Here is a 7,827-nt window from a genome sequence, read left to right as displayed (position 1 = left end):
GCTTCCTTCAGACCCCACCGTTGGCCAGTGACGCCCTTGCCATTCAGATTATCTTCCCCTTAGTCAGGGTAATAAGGCATCTTTCAGCCTATCGGGTTTGCCAGCTTCGCTGGGCAAACAAAAAAGCTTCGATCTAGCAAAGCATATTTGTGATTAACCGAAAAAGAGTCTTTATCAACATGGTCATTAAATTCAATTTCAAATCTATATTGGCGGTTTTCAAAAAAGAACGGTTGAATATGTGGCGGCCCCTCATTATCAAAGCTAGGCAACATTGGCTGAGAGCCAACCCAAACAAGCATTTCGTCATATTTTGGCAGCTCAACAGAGCGCGACAAATATGTCCGTTTTAATTTATTCCGAGGAGAATCTAAGCAATCAGTAGATACATGAATATCAAAGTCATCATGTTCATAGCTTAACAATTCGATATTTTTAGCCATGGTCCATTACCGCCAAAGTTTAAAAAGTGCCGTTTATTTAAGGCCAAAAAGAGGTAAAGCCACGCACAAGTTGATCATTCATCCAACTTAGTTTTTTCTTAGAGCGACAATCCACAGTAATTGTTTCACCTTCTGGGTCTAGCTTTTCACGGTACAAATCTGGTCGACCATTTTCCCAAGCCCCTGCCAACTGTTCTTCTAATACTTTTAATAGTGCTTCTAAAATATTATGTTGGCTCTGCCCTACTAATTTATCCTCATCACCTTCAATACGCGGTAGCACTTTACACATCATAAAGTCATCCCACACAGCTTTAAGAGTTAGGTCATCTTGTGGCTGGCTGCTGGCAACAGCAAGTAGTAATTCATTAAGAGCGCGGAAGGCCAATTCAAACGGCGTGTTTTTTAGCACCGCATTCACCGCCGATAAAAACGCTACAGTTTTAGTGCCATCAACATCAAAGGTATTGGCTAAATCCGTTTTACTGGCGTTTGACCAAATAGGGTAACTAAGGCGTTTATTACGGTTAGTCGGGGTAAAAAAGTCTGCATAGTCGTTAGGGAAAAATTCACCAAAATCAAAGCTAAGCGCACGGTCAATCACCTTTCGTGAAAAGCCATGAGTAGTTTCATCCATGTTCACTGTACCAGCCACCAGAAAATTAAACGGAATACCTAACCCATATTGGCAAATAAGCGCCCAAAGCTCGTTGTACTTACCATCCTCAGCGCTACCAAAGCCCAGCGCTTCGCGTAGCTTTTCTTTATTGGCGACTGCTTTTATGGTAGCGGGTTTTAATAGCGCATCACTACTGTACGAAAAGCTGTCACCCGTCCAAGTCCATTCACGAGTTTCAAGTACCGACAAATAATCGGCAAAATACTGCTCAACGGGCGCAAGGTTCATTTCATCTAGGCACAGCCAGTAAGGTAATACCTGTTCAAGCGCATCATGCTCGCCCGCTACTACTAAGCGCTCGCCTAGCTCGTCACTATCTCGCACTTCCACGTTTAATCCGCTATCAGCAATTGCACGCCATGCTTTAGCTATAAAATCTAATACATCAGTAGTGATATATTCAGCGCTGCCATTTTGAGTGAGCCGCGAAATATACCCCAATAAGTCACTTGGTTCATGCCAATCTGGACGCACTGAGGTTAAACAATAAGTTTCTGAAAACTGCTTAGAGGTTTTTGCTTGCTCACGCACAAAACGGGTTTTACCTGTGCCTGAAATGCCAGCGAGAAGGAGGAAGGGTTTCGGTAAAACCTGTGCATTGCTAACAACCTGTTTTGAATGCTGATTAGTCTCTAAATATACATCAGCATAAATATCTAATAGCTCTTTTAGGTCATAAGTAAGGGTAACTTCATCCGGCATATTGTCTAAAGGGTAAAATTTTGCGCCAGCTGAAGCCCACTCATAAGACTTACCTAGTGTCGTACTAGAGCGTAAATCAACTTTCTGATCCCAATCTTTGAGTCGATTATCTGAGCCCCTTATGCTATTGCGCAGCTCCTCTGCTTTCTGTTTTGCCTGAGCTGTACCATATTGCTTTTTAAGCTCTGTAGTTCCAAAGCCCAGCGAGAGATAAATACCACTACCGTCTGAACGAAACAAATAAACAGGATAAATACCGGACTGTGTTGACTCTGTTATTGCTGGGTTGAGGATCGAAAGCCAAGGTACGTCGGCCCAATTTCCAGCACCAGCACTTGCTTTTATCAAAAACTTAGTTGGGGATTGCAGCTTTTTCTCTATTGCTTTTATTAAATCTTGCCTTAGTAAAGTTGCTATTGGATGACCAGTAAACTGCTCATTTTTAGCTTGTTCCCAGCCACTTGCAATTTCTGTAAAAAGTTGTCTTAAATTCATATTTATCCTTTATACTAAGATCAAGAGTTTTTTGGCATTTTAATTCTGATATCTTTGTTTATGATAACTCTCAACTACCAATCTTATAATCCATAATTTACCCATTTATCGAGTATTCTCTACACCTAATTTCTATCTTCTTTACGGTAAAGGAGTTTCGACGCCAGAAATTAATCAAGGACCTTAAATCAGTAGAGCCATCCGAGGGCTATTTTTATAAGATCCTTTAGTTTCGAAGAAGATACCAGACGTACCAAACCCAACGCCTCTTTTCTCAGGTAATAAAATTCCATTTTCGATATCTGTCTTTATTCGGGCAATAAATTCAGGTAATTTTTGAACTTCTACCATAAGGTTATATTTCCAATATGGAAAACCAAAGTCAGACGCATAGTGTTTAGTTTGTTTAATTTGATTAGCTGAGTAGAAACTGACAACAACTGAAAAGGCTGTTGCTGTCATCTTTTCTCCCTTAGAGTTGTTACTGCCAGGAATCCAAGGTTCTCCTTCGTTATAGGTACGTAACCCTAGGCTCTTTGCTTTAGTAATGGATTTTTCAATGTTTTCACAGGTAATTCTGCAAAGTATTCTTGAGATTTGGAAAACTTCTTTTGCTGTACAACCAACAACAGCCTGATCCCCCCAACTGCTAGGTTATAACCTATTGATGGGTTTCTTGATTGGTATTTCTCTATCCAAAAAATTTCACGTTCATTTAATTCTTTTAATGTATCGCATCGCTCAATAACTTTGCACTTAAAACAGTCTCTACCATATTTTTTAATGGCGGCTTTCAAGGCTGTTCCTGAACCTAAGTAGTTAGGATCAAACTCACGTCGCCTATACTGCCCAATATAGATCTTTCTAGTCTCTAAGTTTAATGTTTTGTATATATAGCCGAACATTTTAACCTTGTGTAAAGTTTTATATCATAATTACAGCATGTGGATCTTTATGTGCTAAGAAATTTTACCAGCACTTCTGCTTGTAAAAGGACATTGCTTTTATTGTTCATTATTGACTACTACTATAAATTCTTGATGGATGACACTAGGGCGAAGCATGGTTTTTGTACTTTGCATTTCAACTAAATTATATTTGCCCAAGGTTTTTAGTGTTCTTGAAACATTACTAACTGCCCGCCCAGTAAGCGATGCCAGCTCAGTTACCGATTGTGGCTGTTGCTCAGTAATCACTTTTAACAATTGCTTGTTCTCTTTAGACAGCACACTAGCGACCGATTTAAGTGAGTCGAACCAAATATCAACGGGGTAATCGGGATCGAGCACTTGACCTTTAATGCCAATCACGCAACGAGACTGCTTAACGTTTTTCATTTACTTACTCGCACGGCTTGCTCAAATTATTTACTCACTAAGCTTAAGCGAGTGCATAAAACGGCGCTTAGCCAATCAGAAAACTGTATGCTTATACATGTATTACGCATATTATCAATTACTGATAATAGCGCAAGGGCACTTTCTTTTTATAAACTTAAGTTATTGATATAAAGTATATTTTTTATTCTTTCAGCTATGGCACTATATATTTTTATGCATATAACCTGAGTAATAAATATGCCTTTATATTTGCATTAAAAGCAATGAGCTTTTTTCATATAAATAGTGATGAAGTTTCATTATGATTTTATAAAAAACATGGTTGAATAGCGCCATATTGTACAGATACACAAAGGCTTGTTATGAATAAACTCACTATTTTAGATGGCGGCATGGGACGCGAGCTTAAGCGCATGGGCGCGCCGTTTACACAGCCACTGTGGAGTGCACAAGCATTAATAGAAGCTCCGCATTTTGTAACGCAGGCTCACCAAGGTTTTATAGATGCAGGCGCTGAAATAATTACCGTTAATAGTTATGCCTGTGTGCCCTTTCATTTAGGTGAAGCGCTATACCAAGCACAAGGCGCAGCCCTTGCACAGCAAGCGTCCGTTATTGCAAAAGAAGTAGCTCAAAACGCTAAACAAAATGTATCAGTAGCAGGTTCATTACCACCAGCATTTGGCTCTTACCGCCCTGAACTATTTGAAAGCGAGCGCGCATTTACTATTTTAGATACGTTATATAAAGCGCAAGACGAGTATGTAGATTTATGGATTGGCGAAACCATATCGAGCATTGAAGAAGCACGCGTTATGGCAAGCGTACTTAAAGGCTCAAACAAACCATTTTATTACGCATTTACCTTAAATGATGAAGTAAGCGAGCAAGCTAAACTTCGCTCTGGTGAACTGGTGAGTGACGCAGTAGCGGCTTTGCTTGAACAAAATGTTGCTGGTATTTTCTTTAATTGCTCAATTCCTGAGGTTATAGAGCAAGCCTTTAGCGATACCAACGCGGTATTAGCCAAGCAAAATAAAAGCGTTATTTTAGGCGCATTTGCTAACGGCTTTACACCTATTGCCAGTGACTATAAAGCCAATGAAGGCTCACAAGATTACCGCGACTTACCTCCCACTGAGTATGTAGACTTTGCTAAACAATGGCATAGCCTAGGCGCAACAATTATAGGTGGTTGCTGTGGTATTGGTCCTGAATTCATAGCAGCGCTGGTAAAGTGAAAAAGCGATATTGAAGCGCTTTGATTTTAATGACTGCACTTAAGGATTAATAAACAATAAAGCCGACAAATGTCGGCTTTATTATCTTAACTTTTACTTACTCTTACGCCAACCAGCCCAAACATCGTCTTCAAGATCTGCTTTTTTGTTCTTTTTCTTGCCCGTGCCTTCGGGTTTTGCCATTGGCTTTTCGTTTTTAAGCGCCTGTGCGGCATCAACATTCGCTTGGTTCACTGCAAAGCCTGCCACTTGCTCGCGCTCAAGACGTAGTTTGTTTTTCTTCTCAATTATTTTAAAGTGATGTAAATCTTCATAATCAACGAATGAAAGCGCTAAACCCACTTCACCTGCACGGCCGCTGCGGCCAATACGGTGCATATAATCAGCAGGGCTGCGTGGTAGATTAAAGTTAATAACCACTGGCAGCTTTTCAATATCTAAACCACGTGCTGCAATATCAGTTGCTATTAGCACTTCAATTTCGCCTGCTTTAAACTTTTCTATTACGCGGGTACGTTCACTTTGGCCTTTATCGCCATGAAAAACTTGTGCATTAACACCGCGCTTTTCAAGCTTTTGCGCTAAGTGTTCACAATCTTTTTTAGCATTAACAAAAATCAGTGCTTGGCGCCATTTATGGGTTTTAATTAAATGCGCTAAAACAGTGGTTTTCTCGCCTTTATTAACGCTAAATACACGCTGTACTAAAGTGCTTTCGTCTTTGCTTTGAACTTGTATTTCAACAGGGTCGTTTAATAAATCTTGTGTTAATAGCTTAACTTGCTCTGGGAAAGTTGCTGAAAATAACATAGTTTGTTTTTTAGCAGGCATTAACGCTAATAACTCAGCAAGCTCTTCGGTAAAGCCAAGGCTTAGCATACGGTCGGCTTCATCAAGCACAAGTGTATTTAGTTTATCGAGCTTAATAGCATTGCTTGAGATTAAATCGAGTAAGCGCCCTGGTGTTGCCACTATAATATCAGCGCCACCACGAAGTGCCTGCATTTGTGTATTAACCGATACACCACCAAACACAGCAATCGTTTTAATTGCGCCATTAAAGTTAGCAGAATACGATTTAACGCTATCGGCTACTTGCGTAGCAAGCTCACGAGTAGGTACTAAAATAAGCCCCGTTACAAAGTTACCTTTGCTGGCTGCACTTTTACTACCTTGTTCAAGGAACATTTTTTGTAGCATTGGCAGCGCAAACGTTGCTGTTTTACCTGAGCCTGTATTTGCCCCAGCAATTAAGTCACTGCCTGCAAGCACACTAGGTATAGCCTTAGCTTGAATTGGCGTAGGTTGGGTATATTCCAAATCGGTTAAACGAGCTAATAGCTCTGGAATAAGGCCAAGTTCGTTAAAAGTGCTAGGGCTTGTGGCTGAGGTCATAAAGGTGTGGCTCATTGCTAAAAAAGTAGCCTGTAATTTTAGCGTATTTAGCGCATATTAAGTAGAGATTAGTGATTTAAATATCAGCGGCGTGTTGTAAAGGTAACTGTAAGCGCAGGCTACCCCCGCGCATTGTCCTTTTATATTACTGGGTTTTATTTAACTGTGTTTGTAATCTACTTTTAGTCTCTTTTAAGGTATCTAAATAGGGGTATGTGGTATCTACGACATTTAAAGCAGCCTCTATTTTAATAAGTGCCTGTTGTATATTACCTTGTAATTCATAGCCATAACCTAACCCCCATAGTGCATCAACAGATTGTGAGTGATGCTTAACATTATGCTTAAATACTGCCACAGCCCGCTCATATTGCTGCATATTTACTAGGTTGTAACCAAGTTGCCTAACAGCCGCCTCTGGAGGTGTTATTTGCTCCCCCCATTGCTGAGATAACTTTTTATAATAAACATCAATAGATTCTATATCATCGCTTAAAGCACTCATGGGCATTTGTTTGGGTAAAAATAAATGATGGTAAGCATTAAAGGCCCCAGCGGCAGATGTTAAGTTATGCGATACATTTTCAAATGCGTCACTGAAAAAGCGTAAATTTGGCAAGCTATTAGATTGTAAAGCTTGCTGCAGCTCATTATATCGCTCACGCATTAAGCCAGCTTCTTCGCCAATATTTATATAAACATAGTTATTCAGGTCTTTTGATTTATTGATAAACGAATTAGTCGCTTTTACCGGTGCGCCATAGTTCCACCAAACGGCAGGGCTGTAAGCAATATGCGCTTGGAAAAGTTCAGGGTTAGCTTGCATAGTATAAAGTGCAAACACGCCTGCTGCTGAGCCTCCAGCAATTACATTAAAGTTATGCGTACGATAGCTTTTATTAATCAAGGGCATAAGCTCTTGCTCAATAAATGCTAAAAACTTTGCTGCGCCTCCGCCTTCACCTACCGGGCCTTGTGGCTCTTTATTAACTGTGGGGTATAAATCTCTTAAGCGATTAGTGTTTTCAATAGCGACAATAATAACCTCAGGCGCACGATTATTATTTTGTAAGCGCTCAATAACAGTACTGGCAAGCGGTATATTACCCGCGCCATCTAAGCGATATATAACAGGATATACCTTGTTTGGCTCAGATTGATAGCTCTTAGGTAACTGAACGACAACTGTGCGTTCTTCGTTTAAAACAGCCGATTTAAATGTATGTGTGTGTTGCGGATAGCCAATGGTTTGCTGTTTTAAATCAGGCTCTGCAAGTGTGCTACTAGAAAACAATAAAAATAAACTATATATAAAAACAGCGGTTAATAAACGCATGACTAATCCTTTAGAAAGTAGTGTGTTATTTAATCTAACAGGCTTTGAGGTACAAAAAAAGGCGCATTGAGCTGTCTCTTATACACAAATCCCTGCTAAGAAATTAGCGGGGATTTTTTTGAACTAAATCTCAATGTCATGATCAGATCTTCAAATCTTGTTTGAGGGCACATTATGATTAACGAACATACTCATT

8 protein-coding genes are annotated in these 7,827 nt (G+C 39.9%); 1 reads left to right on the top strand and 7 read right to left on the bottom strand.

From position 1 onward, the window contains the following. Positions 1–83: 83 nt before the first annotated feature. The 5 genes from H4J63_RS19170 to H4J63_RS19150 form a co-directional block, all read right to left on the bottom strand. Positions 84–443 carry a hypothetical protein gene (locus H4J63_RS19170; protein WP_182198021.1) on the bottom strand — a complete coding sequence of 120 codons (360 nt, stop codon included), beginning with the start codon at positions 441–443 and terminating at the stop codon, positions 84–86. A 37-nt stretch (positions 444–480) separates the two neighbouring features. After that, positions 481–2,319, bottom strand: coding sequence for an MrcB family domain-containing protein (locus tag H4J63_RS19165; protein ID WP_182198019.1), 1,839 nt, complete (start codon positions 2,317–2,319; stop codon positions 481–483). Positions 2,320–2,502: 183 nt separating this feature from the next. Continuing rightward, complete coding sequence (locus H4J63_RS19160; protein ID WP_182198017.1) at positions 2,503–2,781, bottom strand: hypothetical protein; 279 nt, start codon at positions 2,779–2,781, stop codon at positions 2,503–2,505. A 65-nt stretch (positions 2,782–2,846) separates the two neighbouring features. Continuing rightward, positions 2,847–3,224: a hypothetical protein gene (locus H4J63_RS19155; protein WP_182198016.1), complete on the bottom strand. Its 378-nt coding sequence runs from the start codon at positions 3,222–3,224 to the stop codon at positions 2,847–2,849. A 99-nt stretch (positions 3,225–3,323) separates the two neighbouring features. Further along, complete coding sequence (locus tag H4J63_RS19150) at positions 3,324–3,656, bottom strand: helix-turn-helix domain-containing protein (RefSeq protein WP_182198014.1); 333 nt, start codon at positions 3,654–3,656, stop codon at positions 3,324–3,326. 365 nt (positions 3,657–4,021) lie between these two features. On the opposite strand from H4J63_RS19150, the gene H4J63_RS19145 reads away from it, so the two are divergent. Next, entirely contained in the window at positions 4,022–4,900 is an 879-nt protein-coding gene (locus H4J63_RS19145) for a homocysteine S-methyltransferase family protein (protein ID WP_182198012.1), read from the top strand. 93 nt (positions 4,901–4,993) lie between these two features. Here H4J63_RS19145 and H4J63_RS19140 read toward each other — a convergent pair whose 3' ends face one another. Beyond that, on the bottom strand, positions 4,994–6,295 hold the full coding sequence (locus tag H4J63_RS19140) for a DEAD/DEAH box helicase (RefSeq protein WP_182198010.1): 1,302 nt from the start codon (positions 6,293–6,295) through the stop codon (positions 4,994–4,996). Positions 6,296–6,440: 145 nt separating this feature from the next. Further along, positions 6,441–7,631, bottom strand: a complete 1,191-nt coding sequence (locus H4J63_RS19135) for an alpha/beta hydrolase-fold protein (RefSeq protein ID WP_182198008.1) — start codon at positions 7,629–7,631, stop codon at positions 6,441–6,443. Between the last annotated feature and the right edge of the window lie 196 nt (positions 7,632–7,827).

The organism is Pseudoalteromonas sp. 5Ae-yellow, from assembly GCF_014077565.1.
Lineage (GTDB): Bacteria > Pseudomonadota > Gammaproteobacteria > Enterobacterales > Alteromonadaceae > Pseudoalteromonas.
Note: the sequence above shows the minus strand (reverse complement) of the source record. Positions and strands in the feature narration are given on the sequence as shown.